Consider the following 23,927-nt stretch of genomic DNA (forward strand, 5'->3'; position numbering starts at 1 on the left):
TAGAACCTCAACAATGGTTGAGGTCAAGCCGGCCCTGCGGGCCCGCGGCTCAGCGCACGGGCAGAAAGTGCGTCGGCGTCGGCACCTGAGCCTGATGGCGGATGCCGAGGGGCGCCCCGGTGCGCTCGTCGAGGTCGAGCAGGCTGATCGTGTTCGAGCGCTGACCGGCGACCAGCAGCTTGCCCTCGTGCACGAGGTGGTGCCGCGGCCAGTCCACGCCGGAGTCGGCGAGGGCCGTCGGCTCGAGCGACTCGCCACCGCCGCGCACGCGGAGCGCTGCGATCGTGTTGCTGCCGCGCAGCGCGGTGTAGAGGAAGGCCCCGTCGCGCGTCCGGGCGAGCTCTGCGGGGAAGTCGACGCCGATCTCGGCGATCGGGCTCGCGAGCGCCACCGACACGACGTGCCAGGTGCCGTCGACGGCAGCCGCGAGCGTGAAGACCTCGCACGAGTACTCGGTCACGACGTGCAGGTGGCCGCTCGGATGCACGACCATATGCCGTGGCCCGGTGCCCTGCGGCAGCACGACCTCGTGATCGAGGCGGAGTCCGTCGCCGGTCGGTCTCCAGATCCGCACGAGGTCGAACCCGAGGTCGGTCGTCGCGATGCGTCCGTCCGGGAGGAATGCAGCGGAGTGCGCGTGCGACGCACGGTCGGCGTCGTACGGATCGGATGCCGGTGCGCCGACGCCGGCGGGAAGCGGCGCGTCGGCAGCATCCGCCGACTCCGAACCGTCGTCCCCGAACAGCGCCGCCCGAAGCTCGGCCGCCTTGGCTGCACGGTCGCCGGCCGCAGGGACGAGTCCACCGGCGGCATCCAGTCCGATGCGCACGACGCGACCGTCGCCGTAGCAGCTGGCGATCAGCGAGTGCCCGTCGGGCGCGACCGCGAGGTGGCACACGGAGTCGCCCGCCGCGACCGGCTCGCCGAGCGGCGCCAGCGTCTGCTCGCCGGAGCGCGCGAACGCCTGCACTGCAGCATCCCCTTCGAGCGCAGCGTAGACGACGTCGAGTCGCGGATGCGCCGCCAGCCATGAGGGCGACGGCGTCCGGGTGACGGCCCCGCGATACGACAGGCTGTTCGCCTCACGTCCGGAGTCGCCGGCGAGCAGGCCGATGCCCTCGGCCTGCCCATCCATGCCCTCGCCGTAGCCGCCGAGCCAGAACCGCGTCATGGCGGCGGACTCAGTCGAGCAGGTCGTGGCGGACGATGACCTGGTCGCGCTCAGGGCCGACGCCGATCACCGAGATGCGGGTGTTGCTCATGCCCTCGAGCGCCAGCACGTAGTCCTGCGCGTTCTGCGGCAGGTCGTCGAAGGAGCGCGCGGTCGAGATGTCCTCGTTCCAGCCCGGGTAGTACTCCAGGATGGGCGTCGCGTGGTGGAAGTCGGTCTGGTTGACCGGCACCTCGTCGAAGCGCTCGCCGTCGACGTCGTAGGCCACGCAGACCGGGATGCGCTCGAGCCCCGTGAGGATGTCGAGCTTCGTCAGCACCAGGTCGGTGATGCCGTTGACCCGGGTCGCGTAGCGCGTGATGGGGGCGTCGTACCAGCCGACCCGGCGCGGACGGCCGGTCGTGGTGCCGAACTCGAAGCCGGCCGAGCGCAACCACTCGCCCTGCTCGTCGAACAGCTCGGTCGGGAACGGGCCGGAGCCGACACGGGTCGTGTACGCCTTGACGATGCCGACGATGCGGTCGAGCGCGCCGGGCCCGACGCCGGAGCCGGTGGATGCTCCGCCAGCCGTCGCCGACGACGAGGTCACGAACGGGTAGGTGCCGTGGTCGACGTCGAGCATGGTGGCCTGGCCGCCCTCGAACACGACGACCTCGCCGCGGTCGAGTGCCTGCGAGATGAGGTAGCCGGTGTCGGCGACCATCGGGCGCAGCCGCTCGGCGTAGGAGAGCAGGTCCTCCACGATCTCGTCGGCGGTGATGGCGCGACGGTTGAAGATCTTCACCAGCAGGTGGTTCTTCTGGTCGAGGGCGCCTTCGACCTTCTGGCGCAGGATGTTCTCGTCGAAGATGTCCTGCACGCGGATGCCGACGCGGTTGATCTTGTCGGCGTAGGCGGGTCCGATGCCGCGGCCGGTCGTGCCGATCATGCGCTTGCCGAGGAAGCGCTCGGTGACCTTGTCGAGCGTGCGGTGGTACGCCGTGATGATGTGCGCGTTGGCGCTGACGCGCAGCCGCGAGACGTCGATGCCACGGGCGGAGAGCGCCTCGAGCTCGAAGAAGAGCACCTCGAGGTCGATCACGACGCCGTTGCCGATCACCGGGTTCACGCCCGGGGAGAGGATGCCGGATGGCAGCAGGTGCAGCGCGTACTTCTCGTCGCCGACGACGACGGTGTGCCCGGCGTTGTTGCCGCCGTTGAACTTCACCACCCAGTCGGTGCGCTCACCGAGAAGATCGGTGGCCTTGCCTTTTCCTTCGTCGCCCCACTGCACGCCGACGATCACGATTCCTGGCATGGGTGTCCCCCCTGCTTTCGCCGGGTTTGCACCGGCCGATGAGCTGGCCCTCTTCGGGCGCTCCCATCCTATCGGGAGGCCTGATTGCGCCCCTTCGGTCGAGCTCCGGTCGCAGTTGCTGCCGCCCCAGACCCGATGAGGCGGCAGCAAGTGCGACCGGAAGTCTGGCCGGATGGCTCGGCCGCCGACGTGACGGAAAAGCGACGGATGCTGTCACTCCGGACGATCGACCGATGTCGGAGGCCGATGCGAGGATCGGAGGATGTCAGAAGCCGTATCCGGCGACCCGGGCGTCCGCACCCCCGCCGCCGCCTCGAGGACGCAGGGACCCCTCGTCCTGATCGCCGCCCTGGTGACGGTCGTGCTCTGGGCATCCGCGTTCATCGGCATCCGCGGCGCGGGTCCGCACTACGACCCCGGCGCCCTGGCGCTGCTGCGCATGGCGGTCGGCAGCGTGGTGCTCGCGATCATCGCGGTGCGCCACGGCATCCGGCTTCCCGAGCGTCGGCACTGGTGGCTCATCGCCGTGTGGGGCGTCGGCTGGTTCTGCGTCTACAACCTCGCCCTCAACGCCGCAGAGCGCACGCTCGACGCGGGCACGGCTGCGATGGTGGTGAACCTCGCCCCGCTCATGGTCGTGATCTTCAGCGGGCTGTTCCTGCGCGAGGGATTCCCCAAGCCGCTGGTGATCGGCGCACCGATCGCCTTCCTCGGCGTCGTGCTGATCGGCATGAATTCGTCCACGAGCGAAGGCCCCGACATCACCGGCCTGCTGCTCGCCCTCCTCGCCGCTGTCATGTACGCCGGCTGCACCCTGCTGCAGAAGCGCCTGCTCAGCGCCGGGACGGATGCGACGACGCTCACGTTCCTCGGCGCGGTCGCCGGGACCGTCGCCCTGCTGCCGTGGACGGGCAGCCTCATCGGCGCGCTGCAGTCCGCGCCGCTGGACGCCACCCTGTGGGTCGTCTACCTCGGCATCTTCCCCACTGCGATCGCCTTCACCACCTGGGCGTACGTGCTGCAGCGGAGCACCGCCGGTCAGACCTCGGCGACCACGTACGTCGTTCCGGCGATCGCGATCCTGATGTCCTGGGCGATCCTCGGCGAGGTGCCGACGCCGCTGATGTTCCTCGGCGGCGCACTGTGTCTCCTCGGCGTGCTGGTCACCCGACTGCGGTGGCGAGGCCGCGGCTGACCCCGGCTCAGCGCTTGCGCGCGATCGGCCGTGAGAGGCCGATCGCGTTCAGCGCGTCCGCGGCCAGCTTGCGCTTGAGCTCGAGCGCCTCGCCGATCTCGGCCGCGAGCCGTGGACGCGTCTGGATCAGCTGATCGATGATCGCCAGCGGCACTGACAGGACGGTCAGGATGTCGGATGCCACGGCGACCGTCTGCGTGCGCTCCCTGGTCAGCGCGGTGTGCCCGATCATGTCACCGTGCTCCGCGACGGCGAAGTCGACTCGACCACCATCGGCCTCGATGCCGAGCGCGGCACGACCCGAGACCACGATCAGCACGCGGTCAGGCACGACGCCGGAGCCCAGCACGAGCTCACCGACGCCGTATCGCTCGAGCCTGGTGCCGGCGAGGATCGCCTCACGGTCCTCGTCGCGAAGGTGCAGCGTCGGGCCGACCTTCTCGATGGCCTCGGCCAGCCGAGCGGGCTCGGCGATCGGATCGGTCGCGTCGCCGTCGAGCGCGAACCCACGGCGTCGTGACGCGTACCAGAGCCACGACAGGTACAACGAGAGCGCACGCTGCGCCTCCCCCGGGGCGTTCACGGGAATCGTGACCTCGTAGGCGCCCTTGCCGATGTAATCCACCTCGGCGCGTTCCTCCTGCAGGCGCATCGGCAGCGCCTCGGCGACCTCGGCCAGCAGCGCCATGACCTCGTGCGGCGGGTCGTCGGTCGTGAAGGCGACGGTCGTCGTGGCCGAGTAGGTGCCGCTCGGCGCACTCATGTTCGTGAACGATGCACCGGAGAGCGTGGAGTTCGGCACGATCTGGATGCTGTTGCCGGTCTGGATGTGCACGGCGCGCCAGTTCACCTCGACCACGCGCCCCTTCACGCCACCGGTGTCGAGCCAGTCGCCGATCTTGAAGGGCTGTTCGAACAGCAGCAGCAGGCCTGAGATGACACCGCCGACCGCGTTCTGCAGTGCGAGGCCGATCACGATCGACCCGACGCCGAGCGCCGTGAAGAGCCCCCCGACATCGGCCTCCCACACCCAGGAGAACAGCAGCGCGAGGCCGAGAGCCACCAGCACGAGCCGGGCGATCTCGAGGAAGATCGACGGGATGCGCTTGCGCCAGGAGTCGGGCGCCGCATTCGCGAACAGCGCGACGTTGAACGACGAGAGCACCAGCAGGATCACGAGGAAGCCGAACACCGTCGCGACCACTCGGGTCCAGACCTGGTCTGCCGGTGACTGGATCGCGAATGCCAGCAGCGCGAACAGCGCGCCGGCGGGGATCACGCCGTTGCGCAGCAGCCGCAGCGGTCCGGCGATCGGGCTGTTGCGCCGCCGCAGCCCGTTGATCAGCTCGGTGAGGACGACGAGCAGCACCGGCACGCCGACGGCGATCGCGATGACCCACCAGCCCCACCCGTCACGGAAGGCCTCGTCGAGCATGTCAGGCCACCTTCCAGACCGTCTCGGCCTTGCCGTGGGTCTCGATCGTTCCCGCCTCGACGAAGGTGAAGATCTCACGCGAGCGGTCGTACACGGTCTGGCTCACGTAGATGCCGGGTTCTCCTGTGACCGAGCGCACCCGGTAGGCGAGGTTCACGGCGTCGCCCCAGAGGTCGTAGGCGAGACTCGTGCGTCCGACCAGGCCGCTCGTGACCGTGCCGGTGTCGACACCGGCACGGAGGCCGATCGCCGAACCGTTCTGGGCGTTGAACCGCTCGATCACGCCGAGCAGGTTGCGGGCGAAGTCGACGCTGCGCCGCACGTTGTCGACCCGCGGCACGACCAGTCCGGACGACGCGAGGTAGCCGCCGCGGAGCGTGCGGACCTTCTCGACCCCGGCCTTCTCCGCCGCCTCGTCGAAGCCGCGCATCAGCGTGTTCAGATGGCCGATCTCCTGATCGCCGGAGAGTCCGCGGGCGTAGTCGTCGAAGCCGATCAGCTCGGCGAACACGACCGACACGTTCTCGTGCGCCTCGGAGATCGTCTCGTCGCCCTGCTTGTACTTCGTCGCGACGCTCTCGGGCATGAGCGTGAGCAGCAGCTTCTCGTTCTCGGCCTGCTGGTCCTCGATCAGCTCCTGCTTGATGCGCAGGCTCGACGCCATGTCGTTGAACGCGCTGCCGAGGTCGCCGAACTCATCGCGAGAGCCCTGCGGCACCTGCACGTCGAGATCGCCCTCGGCGACACGATGCACGGCGCCGACGAGTCGATGGATGGGCCTCGTGAAGACCTGCGCCAGCAGCAGCGACAGCAGCGAGACGCCGAGCAGGATGCCGAGCAGCGAGAGCAGCACGATCCTCGTGAACTCGCTCACCGGCGCGAAGGCCTCTGCGGAGTCGATGCGCGCGACGATCACCCAATCGAGACCGTCGATCTCCAGGGGTGCATAGGCGGTCACGCTGTCACCGCCGAGATAGTCCCGTCCGGTCGTGGTGCCGCTGCGGCCGGTCTGCGCCTCCGCGACGGCCCTGGTGTTGATCGGCTGGAGCAGCACGCTGCCGCCCACCTCGATGATCCGTTTGGCGACGCTCGGCGGCGTGCCGCCGTTGATCGCGAGCTGTTCGTAGTGCTCCGGGTCCTCGATGAGTCGTCGGGCGTTGCTGCGCATCAGGTCGTCTCGCCCGACCAGGTACACCTCGCCGGTGTCCCCGAGCCCCTGCGCCTTCCAACCCTCCGATCCCGTCGTGAGGTCGTTGATGGTCTCGATCGACACCTGGAACGCCATCACGCCGGTGATCCGGCTGCTGTTGCCGACCGGCGACAGCACCCACATGGTCGGAACGTTGAGCGACGGGATCCAGCGCTCGAAGTCGGTCAGGACGACCGTGCTGACCGAGTTCGTGGCGATCGCATCCACGTACGCCTTCGCCAGGGATGTGTCGCGGTACGGTCCGGCGAGGAGATTGGTGCCGAGCTCGGCGCCCTTGTAGGCGGAGAACACGACGTCGCCGTCGAGATTCATCAGCAGCGCGTCCTCATAGCCCGCTTCGTTGACGAGGCGCGTGTAGTAGTCGCCGTAGCGCTCGCTGGCGATGGCGTAGGCACTGCCGTCACCGGGGTCGTTGTCGTTCAGGAGGGTGTCGTAGTCCTCGTCGAAGTCGGTGTTCTCGACCGTGAACTTCGTCTGCAGGTACTGTCCGGCCGGGGATTCCGGGATGAACGCACTGTCCCCGTACTGGTCGCCGGTGCGGGTCTCGAGCTCCGGGATGAACGTGTCGGTGTAGTACGCCTCGAGCTGCGCTCGCTCCTCGGGCGTCACCTCCCGCTGCTGGAGCTCCTCGAAGCCCGCGTTCACCTCGGTGGACAGTGTCTGCGCGCTGAGGTTGCGCGAGTGCAACGAGGCATCCCGCTTGATGCCCTCGATCGCGTCCGTGATCTCGGCGGCGCGCATCGAGCGGATCGTGATGAGCTGATCGACCGCCGCGTCGTGCAGCGACTGCCGACCGTTCATGAAGCCGATGGCTCCGACGATCACCGACGACACCAGGCTCACCGCCAGGAGCATGATGAGGAGTTTCGACTGGATGCTCAACCCGGCGCGGACCCGCTTCGGTCGCCCTTCGCCAGCGCTCTTCGTGGTGCTCACACCGGTGTCGCTCATCCGCCGCCCTCCGTCGCCACGCCTCGAAGAGGCGCCCCTGGTGAGGAGGCTACCGATATACCGGGCCGTCGATCCAGCGTTCTTCCGAGAATGTCATCGCAGCGACACGAACCGCGATGAATCGACTCAGCCCGGAAGCAGCGCCATGATCTCCCGGTGCACATGCCGGAACCACTGCTCGGCGGCATCCCCATCCCTCGACACCATGGCGGCCCGCATCTGCCGGTAGCACTCGCCGCGTGACTCCGCCGTGCCCAGCATGACGTCGGTGCCACGCAGGTTCCTGGTGACCAGCAGGTCGGCCGCGTACATCCCTGAGACGAAGAGCGGATTGCCGGACTGCCTGGTGAGGAACCCGACGAACATGCGGGCAGAGAGCATGAGGTCGGCCGCGTGATCGACGTCGGATGCCGCGATCATGCGATCGAGCAACGAGACGGCCTCGAGCATCGCGTCGTCATCCATCCGTCGCACTGCGAGTTGGATGGCGACTCCTGCTTGGATGCCGGTGTATTCGAGCGTGTGCGCGATCGTCTCCGCGCTGACCGCGGTGACCTTGGTGAAGCGGTTCGGCGACACCTCGACGAGCCCGAGCCAGGAGAGATGCTGCAGCGCCTCCCGCACCGGAGTGCGGGAGATGTCGAGCGCCTCGGCGATCTCCTTGTCGCTCACCCGCTCTCCGGGGGCGAGCCTCCCGGACACGATCGCATCACTGATCGTCTCGAACACACGGTCGCCGAGCACTGCGCCCTGGCCCAACGGACCCAGCCTCGCCCGCAGGTGCGAATCGACCATGATTCCTGCCTTCCCCGTCATCCGTGCGCCCCCAGAGCGCACCCGAGCCGTCGATGAATCGGGTGATCACGACAGCATCGGGTATGAGCCATGTATAGCGATATGTTGCCGCTTTCGAAAGCGGCATCCGCATCCGAAAACCGCAATCGCATCCCGCGACCGCACCGCTACAGTGGCGACGGAGGCGAAATGAAGACCTGGTGGCCCTACGCCCGCATCGCGGCATCCATCCTCGCACTGGCGGCGATCATCGCCCAGCTGGCGAGATCGATGCAGAACGCGCTCGAGTCGAGCACCGAGTGGGGCTCGCACGTGCCGACGGTCGCGGCGAACTTCCTCAGCTTCTTCACGATCGAGGCGAACCTCCTCGCAGCCATCGTGCTGGCAATCGGTGCGATCTGGGCGCTCCGGCACCGTGGGTCGGACACCCCGGAGCCGCGCTGGTTCGCGATCCTGCTGGTCTGCGTGAGCACCTACATGATCGTCACCGGCATCGTCTACAACATCCTCCTCCGCGGGGTGGAGCTCCCGCAGGGCGCGACCGTGCCGTGGTCGAACGAGGTGCTGCACGTCGTCATCCCGCTGTTCCTGCTCGTCGATGTGCTGTTCGCGCCTCGGCGCAGGGCGCTCGGGTGGAACGCCATCTTCATCACCGCGATCTTCCCGATCGTGTGGGCCGTCTACACGCTCGTCCGCGCGAACCTCATCGTCGCGCCGGCCACCGGCGATCCCTGGTGGTACCCGTATCCCTTCCTCGACCCGCACCGCGTCCCCGGCGGGTATCTCGGCGTCTCCGGCTACATCATCGGCATCGCGATCGCGGTGATCGGCGTCGCGGCCGGCGTCGTCTGGATCGGCCGCCGCCGCGGCACCCGCGCCCCCTGACGCATCCTCCACCCGATCCCGCAGACGGGGGCGGCGGCCGGGCCGACCTCGGAGCCGATGCGGTTACGCTGTTTCCGGGGGCTGGACGTGACGTGCGCCTCCGGAAGATCGAGGGAGCCACCAGATGACCGAGCCCTACGCGTCGGACCAGCAGTCCTCGCAGGCCCCGCCGCCTCCGCCCGCAGCCCAGCGGCCGGTGGCCCCGGCGACTCCGGCACCGGCGAACGGCACCCCGAGCTCCGCGGAGATGGCCAGAGCCGGCGAGGTGCTGTCGATCGTCTCCGACGCGTATTCCGCCAAGATGGTCGGCCAGGAGCGACTCCGCACGAGCCTGCTGGTGTCGCTCATCGCCGGAGGGCACATCCTGCTCGAGAGCGTGCCGGGCCTCGCCAAGACCACGGCGGCGAGCACCCTCGCCGACACCGTGAAGGCGCAGTTCAAGCGCATCCAGTGCACACCGGACCTGCTGCCCAGCGACATCACCGGCAATCAGATCTACGACGCGGCGACCGGATCGTTCCGCACCGTGCTCGGCCCGGTGCACGCCAACTTCGTGCTGCTCGACGAGATCAACCGCTCGAGCGCGAAGACCCAGAGCGCCATGCTCGAGGCGATGCAGGAGCACCAGACCACGATCGGCGGCGAGGTGCACCACCTGCCCAAGCCGTTCCTCGTGATCGCGACGCAGAACCCGATCGAGCAGGAGGGCACCTACGAGCTGCCCGAGGCGCAGATGGACCGCTTCCTGCTCAAGGAGATCGTGGAGTATCCGAGCCCGGCCGAGGAGTTCGAGATCCTCGGACGCATCGACTCCGGCGTGCTCGACCCCGACCGTCACGTCACCAGCGCGATCACGCTCGACGACGTCCGCCTGCTGCAGGACGTCGCGAGCCGCATCTACGTCGACCCCGCGATCCGCAACTACATCGTGTCGATCGCCTATGTGACCAGGAACCCGGCTCCGTACATCGGCGAGGACCGCGCCAGGTTCATCAAGTACGGCGCGAGTCCCCGTGCGAGCATCGCGTTCCTGCAGGCGTCTCGCGCCCTCGCGCTGCTGAAGGGCCGCGCGCACGTGCTGCCGGAGGACATCCGCGAGCTGCGGCACCTCGTGCTGCGCCACCGCGTGCTGCTGACGTTCGAAGCCGATGCTGAGGGCGTCCGCAGCGAGGAGATCATCGACCAGATCTTCGCCTCGGTGCCGACCCCCTGACCCGTCGATCCTTCGACCCTCCGACGAGCTCAGGGACCCATGGCCAGTCTGATCGCGCAGGTGAAGAGCAAGCTCTTCATCCATTCGTCGCGCACCTCGATGCATGCGCTCGACGGCGCCTACGCATCGCTGCTGCACGGGCGCAGTCTCGACTTCGAGGACCTGCGCAAGTACGAGTACGGCGATCAGGTGCGCGACATCGACTGGCGGGCGACCGCGCGGCTCGGCACTCCCCTGGTCAAGCGGCACAGGGCGACCCGCATGCACACCATCCTCTTCGTGGTCGACACCGGCAGGTCGATGGCCGCGCTGGCCGCCGATGAGCAGTCGAAGAAGGACCTGACGATCCTCGCGACAGGTGCCCTCGGCGTGCTGACCCTGCGCCATGGTGACGACTTCACCGCCGTGTACGGAGACGCCGCGCGCGTGCGTCGTCTCGCTCCCGGGCGCAGCGAGGGTGCGCTCGAGCACGCCCTGCGCACGATCGATCGGGCGATCGACGAGAGCTCGCACCCGAGCGACCGCGACGCCCTGCTCTCGTATGTGACCCGCACGATCTCGCGCCGCATGATCGTGGTGGTCGTCACCGACGAGGCGCCGATCACCGACGAGACCGAGCGGATGCTGCGCCGACTGCGCGTGCAGCACGACGTGCTCTGGCTCACGGTCCGCGATGCCGAGCCGGTGCTCGACCACACGACCGACCGCAGCCGCCGAGACGTGGACAGCCGCTGGGAGGTGCCGGACTTCGTGCAGGGCGACCTGGGCATCGTGCAGGAGCTGGCGGCGCAGACCGCGGCGGATGCCGCGCACCTCGCCGAGACGCTGCAGCGCATGGAGATCAGTCACGCCGTGCTCGACGGACAGGCGGATGCGGTGGCGCAGCTGCTGCACCTGCTGAACCGGAGGTCGAATGCCCGGTTCTGACGAGCTGTACCCCCCTGCCCAGTACGGCTGGGGATGGATGCTGCTGGCCATCGGCGTCCTGATCCTGCTGATCACGGCGGCCTGGCTGGTGATCATGCTGACCCGCCCGCGGCGCAGCATGATCATCGCCGATGCCGGGCAGCGGCCGGTGCTCACCACCGATGTGCTCTCGCAGCTGCGGACGGAGTACTTCGAGCGCATCCAGCAGATCGAGACGGACTACCGCGAACGACGGCTGTCGCCCCGCAACGCCAACCTCGAGCTCAGCCGAGTCGTGCGCACCTTCGTCAACGAGTACAGCGGCCTCGAAGCCCCGGTGCTCACGCTCGAAGATCTCAAGGCCCGTGGCGTGCACCCCGCGCTGCTGGATGCGATGGGCCGCCACTACTACCCGAGCATCTTCCGCCAGGGGCCTCCGGTCGACCCGATCGCCGGCGCCGAAGCGGCGCGGACGGTGGTGCGCACATGGCACTAGCGAACCTCTGGGTGCTCCTCGCCGCGATCGGGGTGGCCGTGATCGCGATCGCGCTCGGTCTCGTCCTCGGACTGCGCCGCGGTGGTCACGCCGACCCCGCGGACGCCGCCCGCATCGCTCGCGCCGAACGACTGCGAGCACTCCCCTCCTTCCGCGAGGCACTCGTCCGCCGCACCGTCGCCCTGACCGGCATCCTCGCGATCGGGGTGATCACCGTCATCGCCGCGGGCGTCGTGGCCGCGCGCCCGATGTCGTCGCAGACGATCCAGCCGGTGAACACCAGCCGCGACATCATGCTGTGCCTCGACGTGTCCGGCTCGATGAGCGAGGTCGACGTCGAGGTGCTGAGCGTGTTCGAGGAGCTGCTCGAGGACTTCGAGGGGGAGCGCATCGGGCTGACGATCTTCAACAGCTCGCCGGTGCAGATCTTCCCGCTGACCGATGACTACGACTTCATCCGCGGACACCTCGAGACCATGATGCAGAGCTTCGACTACGTCGACGAGATCCCGGAGCACTGGGTCGGCACGCTGAACGGCAATGGCGCATCGCTGATCGGCGACGGGCTCGCCGCGTGCACGATGGGCTTCGACCGCCCGGACGACCAGCGCTCGCGCTCGGTGATCTTCGCCACCGACAACGAGATCAACGGCGCCTCGATCGTCACGCTCGAGGAGGCAGCCGCGTTCGCCGCCTCGAAGGACGTGCGGGTGTTCGCGTTGAACCCCGTGCAGGGCAAGGATGCCGATGTCAGCGCCGAGCTGACCGCTGCTGCTGAGGCGACCGGGGGTGCGGCCTTCGGACTCCGCGACACGACGACCGTCGCCGACATCGTCGACCAGGTGCAGGAGCAGGAGGCGACGGAACTGCGCGGCGAGGCGCAGATCGTGTGGACCGACACCCCGAACCTCTGGATCGTCGTGCTGATGGCCGGGCTGCTCGCGTTCATCGTGGTGCTGTGGAGGGTGAGACTGTGATCGTCCAGCCCGTCCTGCATCCGCTGCTGCTCCTGCTGCTGTTCGCCCCCGTGATCGCGCTGGTCGTCTGGGTGATCGTGCGACCTTCGCCCCGGAACGCTGCAGCTGGGTCCCTGCGCTCGTCGAAGGGGGCGCACCGCGGGCTCCGCTCGCACCGCACGGTCTGGTCGCTGCGCCTCGTCATGGTGCTCGCCTGCCTGGTGATGCTGCTGCGCCCTGGCATCCCGGGAGGCGCGACGCAGACCCTCGCGACCGACACCGACATCCTGCTGGTCGTCGACACCACATCGAGCATCGTGGCCGAGGACTGGGCCGACGGCCAGCCGCGCCTCGACGGCGTGCGCGACGACGTGGCGGCGTTGATCACCGAATACCCCGGCGCCCGGTTCGCGCTGGTCACCTTCGACGCGGCCGCGCAGCTGCGGATGCCGCTGACCACCGACACGACCGCGCTGGTCGGGTCGCTCGGGGTGCTGCGCCCCGAGGTCACCAGCCGATCGCGAGGCAGCTCGATCGGCATCGCGGCGCCGCTGGTCGCCGAGACGCTGAAGGCCGCGGCCGAATCGTCGCCGGACCGCTCGCGCATGGTGTTCTACTTCGGCGACGGCGAGCAGACCGCGACCTCGACGCCGGAGCCCTTCAGCGCGAGCGCGAAGTACACGGATGCCGGCGCGGTGTTCGGCTACGGCACCGCCGAGGGCGGACCGATGCGGATCACGAGCGGCGGACTCGGCACCGACGACTCCGGCTACATCGAGTACCAGGGCACTGACGCACGCTCGACCATCGACGAGGCGAACCTCGAGGCGGTGGCAGAGCAGCTCGGCGTCGAGTACCAGCACCGCACGGCCGACACCCCGCCGACGCTGCCGGAGGCGCCCTCGACCACGACCAGCTACGCCGAATCCGGCGAGGTCGGCAATGTCACCGAGCTGTACTGGATCGCGGCCCTGCTGATCGTCGCGCTGCTCGGCTTCGAGCTGACGAGAGCGACCATGCTGATCGCCCGGCTGCGCGGGCTTCGCGCGCCGCGCCCTTCGCCCCGGCCGGACGGAGGTGCACGATGAGCCACACCGAACCGAACCCCGCGGCCGCGCTGCTCGCGGCGAACCGTCGGCGCCGGAGCATCCGCCGCTGGATCGCGATCGGCACGCTGCCGCTCACACTCGCCGCCCTGCTGTTCGTCGGCAAGATCCTCAGCATGTACGCCTTCGCCCACCAGGCGATCACCTCCTACGTCGTCGACGACTACGCGGGATCGGAGGCCTCGGCTCGCGGCCAGGAGTTCCTGAACTGGTTCGAGCCGTACAAGGCGCCGTTCAACGTCGGCACAGCGCTGGCCGGAGCCGAGCAGCTGCCGGAGGCCAGGGCCGAACTCGAAGAAGCCCTCGCACTCGCCACGGGACTCGAGGTGTGCGGCGTGCGCATCAACCTCGCCCTCGTGGTCGAGCGGCAGGGCGATGCCGCCAGAGCAGACGGCGACGGGCCCGGTGCCGCGACCCTCTACGGCGAGGCCCTCACGATCACGCTCGAGACCCCTGACGAGTGCCGCAGCGACGAGGCGCAGCAGCAGTCCTCCGACCCGCAGCGCGACATGGGGGACACGCTCGACGACACGGAGCAGCGCCTCACCGAGAAGCAGCAGGATCAGCCGCCGCCGCCGGAGGAGCAGCCGCAGGAGCAGGAGCCGCAGCCGTCCGAGGACAAGCTGCAGGACCTGCAGGACAAGCTCGACCAGGGCACGCAGGAGCGGGACCAGCAGCAGGACGACGACGATCCTGGGAGCTCCGGGACGGACAAGCCATGGTGATGGACCACGAGAAGCAACGAGCGCGCTACGTCGCCGGCACCGAGGGTGCACCGCCTGTGCCGCCTCCCGGTGGGTACCGCGGCGCGCGTCGCGCGGATGCGCCGTCGTCGTGGGTGCCGCCGGTGCCCACGGTCGAGACCCTCGACGCCGAGGAGAAGCGATCTGCGAACGCGATCGGGTGGATCGCACTCGTCGGCAGCATCCTGTTCGTGGTGATCCTGTTCGGCACCCTGATCGCCGGAGCCACCGACGCGCTCTACGGCGTCACCATGCTCGCCCTGCAGCTGCTCGTGGTCGGCGTGATCGTCGCCGCCCTGATCTCCGCACGAGGACGCCGACTGGGCGCGGTCGCGCTGATCGTGACCATCCTGTTCAACGTCGCGACCGTCGGCGGCATGAGCGCGCTGCAGACCTCGGCATCCGGCAACTACGACGGAGCGAAGTCCGACGAGCAGAAGCACGCGGAGGCCTACCCCGGCATCAAGGGCACCAACCCGCAGGATGTGCTCAGCCAGCAGTCGCTGGAAGCGGTGCGGGCGGATGCGGACAGTCTGTTCGCCGACATCCGGGAGCGGCTGACCGACGAGTTCGGCTACACCTGGGTGCAGGTGGGCGACGAGGATCTCCGTCCGGAGCGCAACGGCTACGGCGGCGAGTCGATGCTGTATGAGTACACGTCGGTCGGCTGGGCCACGAACGAGCCGATCCAGGACTACGCCCGCAAGCTCGAGGTCATGCAGGTCATCGACGACGTCATCGCCGAGCACGGGCTCTTCAGCCTCTACAGCTTCAACGAGCCGGCCGTGTCGGGCATCGATCCGACCATGATCGCGAAGCTCTACGGCAGCGACGATCCACGCACCCAGCACACCTGGGAGTACTACACCGAGAACTACCCCGACCCGCTGCGGTTCTACGCGAACATCTACGATCTGTCGAACGATCCGAGCGGCGACTTCCGGGCGAACCGCGAGGCGCAGAGCGCACGCACCGGGGAACCGCTCGAGGGGCTGCAGCTGTCAGTGCTCGGCAGCGCCGTGCTGAGCGAGGCCGATCGCGCCGAGTTCGAGCAGAAGCTCCAGGACTACCCCGGGTTCTGACGCGTTCTTCGGGCAACTGGCCCCCTTCGGGTCGCTCGGCCTCCTCTTCGGGTCGCTGAGTCCCCCTTTGGGTCGCTGAGCCCCCTTGGGTCGCTGAGCCCCCCTCTTTGGGTCGCTGAGCTTGTCGAAGCGTCGGGCCCTTCGACAAGCTCAGGGACCCAGGGGGGCGGCTCAGGGACCCAGGGGGGCGACTCAGGGACCCAGCGGAGGGCGACTCAGGGACCCAGGGGAGGCGACTCGGCGTCAGGGTGCGAGACGCAGCAGCATCCGTGCCACGACGAACCGCGCCTGACCCCGCGAGGTGCGCGGGTCGTAGCCCAACTGCTCGATCAGGGCGGTCAGCCGCTCCTGCACACTGGAGTGATGCCGACCGAGACGCACGGCCGCGGCACGGACGCTCTGCTCGTCGACCACCGCGTCGAGCAGCTCGCGACTGCGATCGTCGAGGGCGGCGAGCGCAGCGGCATCCGGATGCAGTGCTCGTGATTCCGCAGCCTCGGCGATGAGCAGCACGGCGCCGAGATCGTCGGCGCCGACCACCGGTTCCACGGCCGTCGTCAGCCGGACCGCGATGAGCGCTGCCGTCCAGGAATCGGGGAGATGCGCGGCATCCTGCGCCGTCCCGACCCCCACCCGCAGATCGCCGGCGGCGGTCCAGACGTGCTCCTCATCGGTGTCGGCCGGGATGATCGTCGCGCGGGTCAGACCGTGCCTGGTCGCGACCACGGCGGATGGATGCTGCGGCAGTGGCGCCGGGTCAGGTGGCGAGGCGACGACCCGGAGCGCGCCGGCCGACAGCCGGAGCCGCTGGAGTGCGGCCGCCCGTTCCTCCGCACTCGTGAACGTGCTGATCGCGACCTCGACGGCGCTCTCCGCATCGCCGGCACGTCGCGCCCGCAGGATGCCGAGCGCGAGGGTCAGTCGCTCGAGGATCATCGCGTCGTTCGTATGCGGGTCGCCTTCGCGCTCGATCCAGGCGACCGCATCGGGTCCGCTCTCGCGCAGCATCCATCGCCCGCCCGGGTCGACGGGCTCGATCCGGACCCCGTCGGCCCTGACCCGGATGATCCGGCGCGAATCCCGCTGCCCGACGGTCGCTCCGCTGAGCACAGCGGCCCCGCGGAGCATGCTCTCGACGCCGACCGAACGCGCGACCAGCGTGTCGAAGTAGGAGACGACCTTGAGCGTCTCGCTCGCGTCCGGATCGAGGGCGGTGAGCCGCCCCAGCAGATCTTGCATGTCGGGCTCCATCGCACGGGGATTCCACCCTACGGGGTCGGCCGGCGACCGCGAGGGTGGAGCGGATCAGCCGAGCAGGCGGTTGACCCAGTCGTCGCGCGCCGCGACCATTGCCTGCGCGACCGCGGAGTGCGGGGCGAAGCCGTCGAAGCCGTGGAATCCGCCGGCCCACACGTGGAGTTCGGCCTGGACCCCGGCTTCCCAGAGCTTCGAGGCGTAGGCGACGTCCTCGTCACGGAACACCTCGGCGCTGCCGCAGTCGATGAACGCCGGCGGAAGGCCGGAGAGGTCGGTCGCCCGAGCCGGCGCGGCATAGATGGAGACCTCGTCGGTGCCGACCCGATCGCCGAGCAGCGCAGTCCAGCCGGTGACGTTGGAGCCGCGGTCCCACACGCCGATGCCGTCGACCTGCTTCGTGGACACGGTCTCGTCGCGGTCATCGAGCATCGGGTAGATGAGCAGCTGCCCGATCAGCGCCGGGCCCTTGCGGTCACGGGCGAGCAGGGCCGTGCCGGCCGCGAGACCGCCCCCTGCGCTGCCGCCGCCGATCAGGATGCGGCTCGCCTCGATGCCGAGCTCCTGCGCGTGCTCGGCCGTCCAGACGAGGCCCGCGTAGCAGTCCTCGACGGGATACGGGTCGGGGAACTCCGGCGCCAGGCGGTACTCGACCGTGACGATGACGCCGTTGAACCGTTCAGCCCAGTCGAGGAAGCCCGCGACGCCGAGCCAGCGGTTGCCGAGGATCATGCCGCCGCCGTGCGTGTGGAAGAACCCCGGGCCCGTGCCGGTCCGGCCTGCCTTCGCGACCACCGAGACGACGATCTCGTCGCCGTCGTGGCCGGCGATCGTCACGTCCCGACGGGTGAAGCCGCGCTCGTCGAGCAGCGCGAAGACATCCTCCGTTCCTGTCACCGGCGATTGCCGCAGCAGTGGGATCATCTCGGGCGTGAGGGTCGACGGCATCTGGTCGCCGATGAGGGCGAGGGCTGCTTCCAGCTCCGGGTCGAACGGCGGGCAGGCCAGGGTCGTTTCAGCCATCAGAACTCCTTTGTTCTCGTGTTCTCGCCGTCTGCGTGGCGGCGTCCCGCCAGCATCCTGCACGTCCAAGTCGAGCGTAACCCGCCGCCCGGTACCGCTTCGGCGCGGTTCATCCGCCGGTTGGCGGGCTCACGGTGTCCCCTCGTTCCGGTCGCAGTTCGTGCTCCCCCGCTCCGTTCCGGTCGCAGTTGATGTCGCCCCGGCGCGGATCAGGCGGCACGAAGTGCGACCGGAACACCTTCGACAGGCTCAGGGACCCAGCCAACCCAACCGCCCAGCCGGCTCGGGGAAGCGACGAGCTCAGGAGGCGAGCGACAGGCCAGCGGCGAGCGCGAAGCCGAGCACGGTGGCGAGGCCGGTGGACTCCTTGGCCTTGGACTGCGCCTCGGGGATCATCGAGTCGACGAGCATCACGAGCAGGGCGCCCGCTGCGAAGCCGCTCGCCGCCGCCCGGAAGTCATCGCCGGTCGCGCTGGCGAGCAGGAAGCCGGCGACCGTGGCGAGCGCGCAGATCACGGCGACCCCGGCCCACAGGAGCAGCACGCGCGACTTCGCCATGCCGCCGTCCAGCAGATCGGATGCCGAGCCGATCGACTCCGGCAGGTTCGAGACGAGGATCGCGATCACCAGCGCGACGCTGACCGGTTCACCGGAGGCCAGGCCGATGCCGAGCACCAGCTGCTCGGGGATGCCGTCGAGCAGCGCGCCGACCGCGAGCTGTCCGCCGCCGGCCTGCGACTTCTTCTTCGCGGCCCGAGCGTCGAGGATGCGAGCGGCGATGTAGTAGCTGAGCGCGCCGGCTGCGACCCCGCCGACGAGCGGGATGGGCCCTGCGAGGTCGAGACCCTCTTCCCACAGCTCGAAGGCGATCGACGCCATGAGCGCACCGGCGCCGAAGCCGAGCACGATGCCCAGCCAGCGCGGCGGCCACTTCCGAAGGAGCGCGAGCACCGCGCCGACGAACAGGGGAGCCGCGGCCACCGTCCCCCACAGCACTGCGTCGCCCATGCGCACCTCCGTCTCGCGACCACTCTCCCACTCCTGCGCGAGAACCCGATTGCCGACCCGCCCCTTTGTGTGCGAGCCACCCCGTTGCATACGTCGCACACGGGCCGGCTCGCGGGCAAAGGGGCCGCTCGGCGCGGATGTGCTCGCGCCGCCCGCGGATAGACTGGGAACCATGTCCAAGGTCCTCCAGTCTCTTCCCGTCGGCGAGCGCGTCGGCATCGCCTTCTCCGGAGGACTCGACACCTCCGTCGCCGTCGCCTGGATGCGCGAGAAGGGTGCGGTGCCCTTCACGTACACCGGCGATCTCGGCCAGTACGACGAAGACGACATCGCGTCGATCCCCGGCCGCGCGCTCGAGTACGGGGCCGAGGCATCCCGCCTGGTCGACTGCAGGACCGCCCTGGTCGAAGAGGGCCTGGTCGCCCTCTCCTGCGGCGCCTTCCACATCCGCTCCGGCGGCAAGACGTACTTCAACACGACACCCCTCGGCCGCGCGGTCACCGGCACGATGCTGGTGCGCGCGATGAAGGAGGACGGTGTCGACATCTGGGGCGACGGCTCCACCTACAAGGGCAACGACATCGAGCGGTTCTACCGCTACGGCCTGCTCGCCAACCCGCGCCTCCGCGTGTACAAGCCGTGGCTCGACGCCGACTTCGTCACCGAGCTCGGCGGCCGCAAGGAGATGAGCGACTGGCTCGTCGCCCGCGACTTCCCGTACCGCGACTCCGCCGAGAAGGCCTACTCGACCGACGCGAACATCTGGGGTGCGACGCACGAGGCCAAGACGCTCGAGCACCTCGACGTCTCGCTCGAGACCGTCGATCCGATCATGGGCGTGAAGTTCTGGGATCCCTCCGTCGCGATCGAGACCGAGGACGTCACCGTGACCTTCGAGGCGGGTCGCCCCGTCGCGATCAACGGCGTCGAGTACAGCGACCCGGTGGCGCTCGTCATGGAGGCGAACACGATCGGCGGACGCCACGGCCTCGGCATGAGCGACCAGATCGAGAACCGCATCATCGAGGCGAAGTCGCGCGGCATCTACGAGGCACCTGCCATGGCGCTGCTGTTCATCGCGTACGAGCGTCTCGTCAACGGCATCCTCAACGAGGACACCCTCGCGACCTACCACGAGCAGGGCCGCCGCCTCGGCCGCCTCATGTACGAGGGACGCTGGCTCGAGCCGCAGTCGCTCATGCTGCGCGAGTCGATCCAGCGCTGGGTCGGCCTCACGATCTCGGGCACGGTCACCATCCGCCTGCGCCGTGGCGACGACTGGACGATCCTCGACACCGTCTCCCCGAACCTCTCGTACGGCCCGGAGAAGCTGTCGATGGAGCGCGTCGGCGACGCCGCCTTCGGCCCGGTCGACCGCATCGGCCAGCTCACCATGCGCAACCTCGACATCGCGGACTCCCGCTCGCGCCTCGAGCAGTACGCGGGCCTCGGACTCATCGGCGGAGCGACCGGCGAGCTCGTCGGTCGCGTGACCGCCGGGGAGTCCGGCGAGATCACCGGCGCGGTCGAAGACGTCAACGAGCAGCTCGCGGATGCCGTCGACACGGCTTCCGAGCGGGCTGCGTTCGACTCCGGCACGGACTGATCCTTCGGCAGCTCGGGAACCATCGAGCAGAAGGGGCGGATGCTGCGGCATCCGCCCCTTCTGCGTTCCCGGGCGACGCGAGAGGATGCTGTGAGTCCTCCGAGTTATCTTGCACACTACTGTGCATGATACGTACGATGGAGGCATGACCTCCCGTGCACCCCGCCGTGACGCCGTCGAGAACCGGATCGGCATCCTGTCTGCGGCCCGCTCCGCGCTCGCGGTCGATCCGCACGCCTCGATCGACACGATCGCCCGCAGCGCCGGGCTCTCACGGCGAACCCTCTACGGGCACTTCGGCGACCGCGAGGCCCTGATCCGCGAGCTCATCGCGCACGGGGCGCAGCGCTTCAACGCGATCGCCGCATCGGTGACTGACCCCGATGCCCGGATCGCCCTCGCCCGCCTCGCCGCTCGGCTGTGGCAGGAGACCGCGCACGTGCAGGTCACCGCCGCCCTCGCGCTCGACGAATCGCACGTGGACCACACCGCTGAGGCGCTCGCTCCGCTGCGCCGCACCGTCGCCGATCTCACACGACGCGGGCAGGACGAGGGCGTCTTCCGCACCGACATCGCCGCGCCGACACTCGCCCGACTGATCGAGGAGATGGCGCGCGTCGTCGTGTCGCGCACCGACGCATCGCTGCCGGATGCCGCGAACGTCGCCGTCAGCGCTGTGCTCTCGGTCGCCGGACTCTCCTGGCGAGAGGCCGACGAACTGCTGCGGACGCATCCCGAGATCCTGTCCCCCGAGACCATGGAGGCGCACGCATGAGGATCACTCTGCATGAGGTGAGCAAGGGGCGCGGCGGGCAGGCCCTCCCCACGACGAGCCTCGAGTTCCACACCGGAGCCGTCCGGTTCGCGATCGCGGAGACCGAGCAGCGCCCGACCGTGCTCGGCCTGATCGCGAGTGGGCGGATGCGGCCGGAGACCGGCCGGGTGACCATCGACGGCGTCCCGAAGACCAAGGAGATCCGCCGACGCGTCGCGCTGGTCGATGCGCCGGATGTCAGTGATCCGCACGCCGACATCACACTCGCCGGCGTCGTCGGCGAGGAGCTCATGTTCGCAGGCGTCGGCGCGACCCCGCTGCACGCGCGGCGCTGGCTCACGCAGCTCGGCTTCCACGAACTCGCCTCGGTTCCGATCGGTAACATCGACCCCGCCGCTCGAGTGCGCATCCTGTGCGAGCTGGCGGTGCTCCGCGAGGGCGTCGACGGCGTCGTGCTCGTCTCGCCCGACCGTCACGGCGGCAGTCCGGACGGGTGGTGGCGCATCGCAGGCGAGTTCGCCGACCGCGGCTACGCGATGCTCGTGATCGTCGGCGGCTCGGCTGCCGTTGCGCTGGAGCGGATGCAGGAGCTCGGCGCCATCAACGCCTCCGGCCCGATCGAGCCGCTCGTGCTGCCGGACGAGCCCGAGGCGGATGACGCCGGCGCAGACACCGATGACGACTCTCTCCGCCCTTCGACGGACTCAGGGACCGACGCTGACGAATTCGCCCCCGCGACGGTCGAGGACACCCCCGACCCCTCGGATGCTGCGCCCGACCCCGGGGTTGCTGCGCCCGACCCCTCGGATGCGGCGCCCGACCCCTGGGTTGCTGAGCCTGTCGAAGCACCCGATACCGAAGCACCCGATACCGACCCGGCCGAGACCGACACCACCGAGAACGGAGCCACGCGATGAAGGTTCCCTCCATGATCGCCGCCGAGCTGCGGCGACTCACCGCGAGCAGGATGGGCGTGATCGCGCTCATCGCACTCGTGTGCGTGCCGATCCTCTACGGCGGCCTCTACCTGTGGGCGAATCAGGACCCGTACGCGAAGTTCCCCGACGTCCCGGTGGCGCTCGTCGTGGCCGACGAGGGCGCCCCGACGCCGACGACCGGCAACGAGGCTCCGACCGGCGAGACCGTGAACTACGGCGAGGATGTCGCCGAGAACCTCATCGAGGGCAACGCCTTCGACTGGCAGCGGATGACGGCAGACGAGGCATCCGACGCGCTCCGCGATGGCACCGTCGACTTCACCGTGACGGTCCCGACCGACTTCTCGGCTGCGCTCACCTCGGCGGCGGGCGATGCCCCGCACCAAGCCCGCATCGAGCTCGAGACCAACGACGCGAACAACTACCTCGCATCGTCGATGGGCACGCAGGCCGTCGAGAAGATCCGCAGTTCGGTGGCCGAGATGGTCGGCAGCGAGGCGGCCGAACGACTGCTCACCGGATTGAGCGATGTGCGCGACAACCTGGTGACGGCCGTGGACGGCGTGACGCAGCTGACGGACGGCGCGAACACCGCGGCATCCGGCAGCACCACGCTCGCCGACGGCACGGCGCAGCTCGCCGACGGCACAGCGCAGCTCGCGACCGGCGCACAGACCCTCGCAAGCGGAGCGCAGACGCTCGCGGGCGGCGCGCAGCAGGTCAGCGACGGCAACCGTCAGCTCGCCGACGTCGCCGACCGTGCCGGCGATGCGGTCCAGCAGGCTGCGAACGCCCTGCCCCAGGTGCGCACCGACATCGCGAATGCGCTGACCGAGCAGGGCCTCACCCCCGAGGAGGTCGACCAGGTCCTCGCGAAGCTCGACCCCCTCGGTGCCCGCCTGCAGGAGGGCAACGCACAGGTGCAGGGTGCCGTCGGCAAGGTCGACCAGCTCGCCGCCGGCGCGGCATCCCTCGCCTCGGGCGCCACCGAACTCGCATCGGGCGCCGGCACGCTCGCATCCGGCGCCGGCACCGTCGCGACCGGAGCCGCCTCCGCGAACGCGGGTGCGGCGCAGTTGCGGGACGGACTGCAGACCCTGGCATCGGGCACGGCCGAGCTGCGCGACGGACTCTCGAGCGGCGTCGATGCCATCCCGGCATCCACTCCCGAGCTGCGAACCCTGCAGGCCGACACGATCGCCGACCCGGTGCAGGTGTCGAGCGACAAGGTCGCCTCCGCGGAGGACTATGGCGCAGGCCTCGCCCCGTTCTTCGCCGCACTGTCGGCGTGGATCGGCATCTACGCGCTGTTCCTGATCGTGAAGCCGATCTCGCGGCGGGCGATCACCGCTCTGCACTCCCCCGTGCGCATCACGCTCGCGGGCTGGATGACGCCTGCCATGCTCGGCGCCGTGCAGATGGTCGGCCTGATGGGCATCCTCGCCCTCACACTCGGCTTCACGTTCAACCATCCGCTCGGCACGCTCGGGGTGATGGTGTTCGCTTCGGCCACGTTCGCGGCGATCATCCTGGCGCTGAACGTCTGGCTCGGGTCGGTCGGGCAGTTCCTCGGCCTCGTGCTCATGGTGCTGCAGCTCGTCACCGCCGGCGGCACGTTCCCCTGGCAGACTCTTCCTGCACCGCTGGCCGCGCTGCATCACGTGCTGCCGCTCGGTTATGTCGTCGACGCGATGCGCCAGCTCATGTACGGCGGCAGCATGGGTCGCGCGGGCTGGGATCTCGCGGTGCTCGGGATGTGGCTCGTCGGCGCGCTGCTGTTCGCGATGCTCGGGGTCACCCGCATGACGCATCGACGCACACTGCGCGACCTGCAGCCGAGCCTGATCGGGTGATCCGCTCCGCGCGCGGCGGCACTGCGGGT

21 protein-coding genes are annotated in these 23,927 nt (G+C 69.4%); 13 read left to right on the forward strand and 8 right to left on the reverse strand.

Annotated elements, in window-relative coordinates; all coding sequences use genetic code 11:
* Positions 1-49: 49 nt before the first annotated feature.
* Complete coding sequence (locus V7Z82_RS16495; RefSeq protein ID WP_334152790.1) at positions 50-1,171, reverse strand: lactonase family protein; 1,122 nt, start codon at positions 1,169-1,171, stop codon at positions 50-52.
* 10 nt (positions 1,172-1,181) lie between these two features.
* On the reverse strand, positions 1,182-2,468 hold the full coding sequence (locus V7Z82_RS16500) for an adenylosuccinate synthase (protein ID WP_334152791.1): 1,287 nt from the start codon (positions 2,466-2,468) through the stop codon (positions 1,182-1,184).
* Positions 2,469-2,730: 262 nt separating this feature from the next.
* Between V7Z82_RS16500 and V7Z82_RS16505 the strand changes: the two genes are divergently transcribed.
* Entirely contained in the window at positions 2,731-3,663 is a 933-nt protein-coding gene (locus V7Z82_RS16505; protein ID WP_334152792.1) for a DMT family transporter, read from the forward strand.
* Positions 3,664-3,670: 7 nt separating this feature from the next.
* Here the strand turns inward: V7Z82_RS16505 and V7Z82_RS16510 are convergent, their stop codons facing one another.
* The 3 genes from V7Z82_RS16510 to V7Z82_RS16520 all read right to left on the reverse strand — a co-directional run bounded on the left by V7Z82_RS16510 (position 3,671) and on the right by V7Z82_RS16520 (position 8,054).
* Positions 3,671-5,098, reverse strand: a complete 1,428-nt coding sequence (locus V7Z82_RS16510; protein WP_334152793.1) for a mechanosensitive ion channel family protein — start codon at positions 5,096-5,098, stop codon at positions 3,671-3,673.
* A 1-nt stretch (position 5,099) separates the two neighbouring features.
* Positions 5,100-7,259: an adenylate/guanylate cyclase domain-containing protein gene (locus V7Z82_RS16515; protein ID WP_334152795.1), complete on the reverse strand. Its 2,160-nt coding sequence runs from the start codon at positions 7,257-7,259 to the stop codon at positions 5,100-5,102.
* A gap of 126 nt (positions 7,260-7,385) precedes the next feature.
* Positions 7,386-8,054, reverse strand: coding sequence for a GntR family transcriptional regulator (locus V7Z82_RS16520; protein WP_334152796.1), 669 nt, complete (start codon positions 8,052-8,054; stop codon positions 7,386-7,388).
* Between the two features lie 189 nt (positions 8,055-8,243).
* Between V7Z82_RS16520 and V7Z82_RS16525 the strand changes: the two genes are divergently transcribed.
* The 8 genes from V7Z82_RS16525 to V7Z82_RS16560 all read left to right on the forward strand — a co-directional run bounded on the left by V7Z82_RS16525 (position 8,244) and on the right by V7Z82_RS16560 (position 15,441).
* Entirely contained in the window at positions 8,244-8,939 is a 696-nt protein-coding gene (locus V7Z82_RS16525; RefSeq protein WP_334152798.1) for a Pr6Pr family membrane protein, read from the forward strand.
* Positions 8,940-9,063: 124 nt separating this feature from the next.
* A complete protein-coding gene (locus tag V7Z82_RS16530; protein ID WP_442927648.1) occupies positions 9,064-10,152 on the forward strand; it encodes an AAA family ATPase in 1,089 nt (362 codons plus the stop codon).
* A 39-nt stretch (positions 10,153-10,191) separates the two neighbouring features.
* Positions 10,192-11,079 (forward strand): DUF58 domain-containing protein, encoded by an 888-nt coding sequence (locus V7Z82_RS16535; protein WP_334152799.1) that lies wholly within the window; start codon positions 10,192-10,194, stop codon positions 11,077-11,079.
* Entirely contained in the window at positions 11,066-11,554 is a 489-nt protein-coding gene (locus V7Z82_RS16540) for a hypothetical protein (RefSeq protein ID WP_334152801.1), read from the forward strand. The genes V7Z82_RS16535 and V7Z82_RS16540 overlap by 14 nt, the downstream gene beginning before the upstream one ends.
* Positions 11,545-12,531: a VWA domain-containing protein gene (locus V7Z82_RS16545; RefSeq protein WP_334152802.1), complete on the forward strand. Its 987-nt coding sequence runs from the start codon at positions 11,545-11,547 to the stop codon at positions 12,529-12,531. Before V7Z82_RS16540 ends, V7Z82_RS16545 begins: the two co-directional genes overlap by 10 nt.
* Positions 12,528-13,598: a vWA domain-containing protein gene (locus V7Z82_RS16550; protein ID WP_334152804.1), complete on the forward strand. Its 1,071-nt coding sequence runs from the start codon at positions 12,528-12,530 to the stop codon at positions 13,596-13,598. The genes V7Z82_RS16545 and V7Z82_RS16550 overlap by 4 nt, the downstream gene beginning before the upstream one ends.
* Positions 13,595-14,341: a hypothetical protein gene (locus tag V7Z82_RS16555; protein ID WP_334152806.1), complete on the forward strand. Its 747-nt coding sequence runs from the start codon at positions 13,595-13,597 to the stop codon at positions 14,339-14,341. The genes V7Z82_RS16550 and V7Z82_RS16555 overlap by 4 nt, the downstream gene beginning before the upstream one ends.
* Positions 14,335-15,441 carry a hypothetical protein gene (locus tag V7Z82_RS16560; protein WP_334152807.1) on the forward strand — a complete coding sequence of 369 codons (1,107 nt, stop codon included), beginning with the start codon at positions 14,335-14,337 and terminating at the stop codon, positions 15,439-15,441. The genes V7Z82_RS16555 and V7Z82_RS16560 overlap by 7 nt, the downstream gene beginning before the upstream one ends.
* A gap of 243 nt (positions 15,442-15,684) precedes the next feature.
* Here the strand turns inward: V7Z82_RS16560 and V7Z82_RS16565 are convergent, their stop codons facing one another.
* The 3 genes from V7Z82_RS16565 to V7Z82_RS16575 all read right to left on the reverse strand — a co-directional run bounded on the left by V7Z82_RS16565 (position 15,685) and on the right by V7Z82_RS16575 (position 18,726).
* On the reverse strand, positions 15,685-16,680 hold the full coding sequence (locus tag V7Z82_RS16565) for a hypothetical protein (protein ID WP_334152808.1): 996 nt from the start codon (positions 16,678-16,680) through the stop codon (positions 15,685-15,687).
* A 66-nt stretch (positions 16,681-16,746) separates the two neighbouring features.
* Entirely contained in the window at positions 16,747-17,718 is a 972-nt protein-coding gene (locus V7Z82_RS16570) for an alpha/beta hydrolase (protein WP_334152810.1), read from the reverse strand.
* A 300-nt stretch (positions 17,719-18,018) separates the two neighbouring features.
* A complete protein-coding gene (locus V7Z82_RS16575) occupies positions 18,019-18,726 on the reverse strand; it encodes a ZIP family metal transporter (protein WP_334152811.1) in 708 nt (235 codons plus the stop codon).
* Between the two features lie 172 nt (positions 18,727-18,898).
* Between V7Z82_RS16575 and argG the strand changes: the two genes are divergently transcribed.
* The 4 genes from argG (at position 18,899) to V7Z82_RS16595 (ending at position 23,898) form a co-directional block, all read left to right on the forward strand.
* Positions 18,899-20,332: an argininosuccinate synthase gene (gene argG / locus V7Z82_RS16580; protein WP_334152812.1), complete on the forward strand. Its 1,434-nt coding sequence runs from the start codon at positions 18,899-18,901 to the stop codon at positions 20,330-20,332.
* Positions 20,333-20,477: 145 nt separating this feature from the next.
* Positions 20,478-21,107: a TetR/AcrR family transcriptional regulator gene (locus V7Z82_RS16585; RefSeq protein WP_334152814.1), complete on the forward strand. Its 630-nt coding sequence runs from the start codon at positions 20,478-20,480 to the stop codon at positions 21,105-21,107.
* On the forward strand, positions 21,104-22,024 hold the full coding sequence (locus V7Z82_RS16590) for a hypothetical protein (protein WP_334152815.1): 921 nt from the start codon (positions 21,104-21,106) through the stop codon (positions 22,022-22,024). Before V7Z82_RS16585 ends, V7Z82_RS16590 begins: the two co-directional genes overlap by 4 nt.
* Positions 22,021-23,898 (forward strand): YhgE/Pip domain-containing protein, encoded by a 1,878-nt coding sequence (locus tag V7Z82_RS16595; RefSeq protein ID WP_334152816.1) that lies wholly within the window; start codon positions 22,021-22,023, stop codon positions 23,896-23,898. Before V7Z82_RS16590 ends, V7Z82_RS16595 begins: the two co-directional genes overlap by 4 nt.
* The last annotated feature ends 29 nt before the right edge of the window (positions 23,899-23,927 follow it).

Source organism: Microbacterium sp. (genome assembly GCF_036823965.1).
Taxonomy (GTDB): Bacteria; Actinomycetota; Actinomycetes; order Actinomycetales; family Microbacteriaceae; genus Microbacterium.

Bases quoted from the DNA above. Each gene is read 5' to 3' on its own strand.
- V7Z82_RS16575 (WP_334152811.1), bottom strand. From the start codon at position 18,726: ATGGGCGACGCAGTGCTGTGGGGGACGGTGGCCGCGGCTCCCCTGTTC.
- V7Z82_RS16525 (WP_334152798.1), top strand. From the start codon at position 8,244: ATGAAGACCTGGTGGCCCTACGCCCGCATCGCGGCATCCATCCTCGCA.
- V7Z82_RS16510 (WP_334152793.1), bottom strand. From the start codon at position 5,098: ATGCTCGACGAGGCCTTCCGTGACGGGTGGGGCTGGTGGGTCATCGCG.
- V7Z82_RS16515 (WP_334152795.1), bottom strand. From the start codon at position 7,259: ATGAGCGACACCGGTGTGAGCACCACGAAGAGCGCTGGCGAAGGGCGA.
- V7Z82_RS16530 (WP_442927648.1), top strand. From the start codon at position 9,064: ATGACCGAGCCCTACGCGTCGGACCAGCAGTCCTCGCAGGCCCCGCCG.
- V7Z82_RS16595 (WP_334152816.1), top strand. From the start codon at position 22,021: ATGAAGGTTCCCTCCATGATCGCCGCCGAGCTGCGGCGACTCACCGCG.
- V7Z82_RS16560 (WP_334152807.1), top strand. From the start codon at position 14,335: ATGGTGATGGACCACGAGAAGCAACGAGCGCGCTACGTCGCCGGCACC.
- V7Z82_RS16565 (WP_334152808.1), bottom strand. From the start codon at position 16,680: ATGCAAGATCTGCTGGGGCGGCTCACCGCCCTCGATCCGGACGCGAGC.
- argG (WP_334152812.1), top strand. From the start codon at position 18,899: ATGTCCAAGGTCCTCCAGTCTCTTCCCGTCGGCGAGCGCGTCGGCATC.
- V7Z82_RS16540 (WP_334152801.1), top strand. From the start codon at position 11,066: ATGCCCGGTTCTGACGAGCTGTACCCCCCTGCCCAGTACGGCTGGGGA.
- V7Z82_RS16555 (WP_334152806.1), top strand. From the start codon at position 13,595: ATGAGCCACACCGAACCGAACCCCGCGGCCGCGCTGCTCGCGGCGAAC.
- V7Z82_RS16495 (WP_334152790.1), bottom strand. From the start codon at position 1,171: ATGACGCGGTTCTGGCTCGGCGGCTACGGCGAGGGCATGGATGGGCAG.
- V7Z82_RS16520 (WP_334152796.1), bottom strand. From the start codon at position 8,054: ATGGTCGATTCGCACCTGCGGGCGAGGCTGGGTCCGTTGGGCCAGGGC.
- V7Z82_RS16505 (WP_334152792.1), top strand. From the start codon at position 2,731: ATGTCAGAAGCCGTATCCGGCGACCCGGGCGTCCGCACCCCCGCCGCC.
- V7Z82_RS16590 (WP_334152815.1), top strand. From the start codon at position 21,104: ATGAGGATCACTCTGCATGAGGTGAGCAAGGGGCGCGGCGGGCAGGCC.
- V7Z82_RS16585 (WP_334152814.1), top strand. From the start codon at position 20,478: ATGACCTCCCGTGCACCCCGCCGTGACGCCGTCGAGAACCGGATCGGC.
- V7Z82_RS16535 (WP_334152799.1), top strand. From the start codon at position 10,192: ATGGCCAGTCTGATCGCGCAGGTGAAGAGCAAGCTCTTCATCCATTCG.
- V7Z82_RS16500 (WP_334152791.1), bottom strand. From the start codon at position 2,468: ATGCCAGGAATCGTGATCGTCGGCGTGCAGTGGGGCGACGAAGGAAAA.
- V7Z82_RS16545 (WP_334152802.1), top strand. From the start codon at position 11,545: ATGGCACTAGCGAACCTCTGGGTGCTCCTCGCCGCGATCGGGGTGGCC.
- V7Z82_RS16570 (WP_334152810.1), bottom strand. From the start codon at position 17,718: ATGGCTGAAACGACCCTGGCCTGCCCGCCGTTCGACCCGGAGCTGGAA.